The organism is Aeromonas aquatica, assembly GCF_000764655.1.
In the GTDB taxonomy this organism is placed as follows: Bacteria; Pseudomonadota; Gammaproteobacteria; order Enterobacterales; family Aeromonadaceae; genus Aeromonas; species Aeromonas aquatica.
In genome coordinates, this window is sequence record NZ_JRGL01000058.1 from 1 (window position 1) to 1,469 (window position 1,469).

Here is a 1,469-nt window from a genome sequence, read left to right on the forward strand (position 1 = left end):
TCATTTATTTCGATCACGTCCATCTGGTCTAACGACAGTTGCGCTAACTCCAGTACCTTTTTAATAGCTGGCACTGGGCCGAAGCCCATAATATTTGGCTCTACTCCGGCACAGGCTGTTGCCACTATCCGAGCTTTTGGTACCAGTTTATAATTTGACAGTGACTGTTCTGAAGCTATCAATAATACAGCTGCTCCATCGTTAATGCCTGATGAATTACCAGCACTGACAGAACCGTTTTGATGAACGACTGGCTTGAGATTGGCCAAGGTATCTAAACTCGAGAGTCTGGGGTGTTCATCAGTATCAACAACTAAACTACTCTGACGTTTGCGTTTGACTTCGACAGGTACAATTTCATTTTTGAAGAACCCTCGCTCTTTGGCATCGGCATATTTTTGCTGGCTCAAAAGTGCAAACGCATCCTGTTCTGTTCGGGTAATGTGGAATTTTACCGCAAGGTTTTCAGCTGTTTCAGGCATAGAGCAGGTACCGTACATTTCATTCAGTTTTGCGTTAACAAACCTCCAGCCCATCGTGGTATCGTAGAATTCGGCATTACGAGAAAAAGGTGAATCAGTTTTCCCAAGCACATACGGTGCCCGTGACATAGACTCAACACCACCGGCAATGATCAAATTGGCTTCGCCAGATTTAATGGCGCGAGCAGCGCTAGAAACTGCTTCCATCCCAGATGCACATAACCGGTTCACCGTTGAACCTGGTACCTCTGTATCAAATCCAGCTAATAGCAAACTCATTCTAGCGACGTTTCTGTTATCTTCTCCAGCCTGATTAGCACACCCTAAAATCACATCATCGACGTTACGCCAATCCACATTTGGATGACGCTTTTTAAGAGCCTGCAATGGAACTGCTGCCAGATCGTCAGCACGGATCGAAGCAAGTGAGCCTGCGTAGCGACCAATAGGAGTTCTTACGAAATCACAAATATATGCGTTATGCATATACGACCTCCTCGTTATTCACAGTAAAGCTGGATGAGATTAACTCTCTGGCTGTCTCAATTTCAGGCTTAGAAATGAAGTGGTCTCGTTCTGTAAAAATCTGAAGATGAACTCTCGCACCCAACTGTTCAAAATATTCGGCCGTTTGTGTCACACGCTCAGCAGATACCCAAGTATCGTTGTTACTACCCGTTAGAAATACATTCATTTCATGAAATATATTTTTTTGAGATGCTGCTTTTGGGCAATTAGGACCGAATAGACCTCCGGTGAATATGATTGCACCACCAACCGGATATAAAGATTGCCTCAAAAATTCGGCGACCATACAAGCACCCTGCGAAAAGCCAATTAGCCAGATATTTTGACTGTTCACTCCTTGTGAAAGCAAGTCCTGAAGTACGTCGTTGATATAATTGAGGCCATTGTTCAGAAAAGGTTGATTGTCTTCAATGTTGCGGGTGAACCCACGCGGATACCATGTTGTTTCCGGGGCACAAG

2 protein-coding genes are annotated in these 1,469 nt (G+C 44.5%); both read right to left on the reverse strand.

All coding sequences use genetic code 11. The features are described 5' to 3' along the window. A partial coding sequence (locus LG30_RS21450; protein ID WP_033130140.1) for an acetyl-CoA C-acyltransferase occupies positions 1 to 968 on the reverse strand: 968 nt, incomplete at its 3' end. Further along, a partial coding sequence (locus LG30_RS21455; protein ID WP_081966056.1) for an alpha/beta hydrolase occupies positions 961 to 1,469 on the reverse strand: 509 nt, incomplete at its 5' end. The genes LG30_RS21455 and LG30_RS21450, both read right to left, overlap by 8 nt.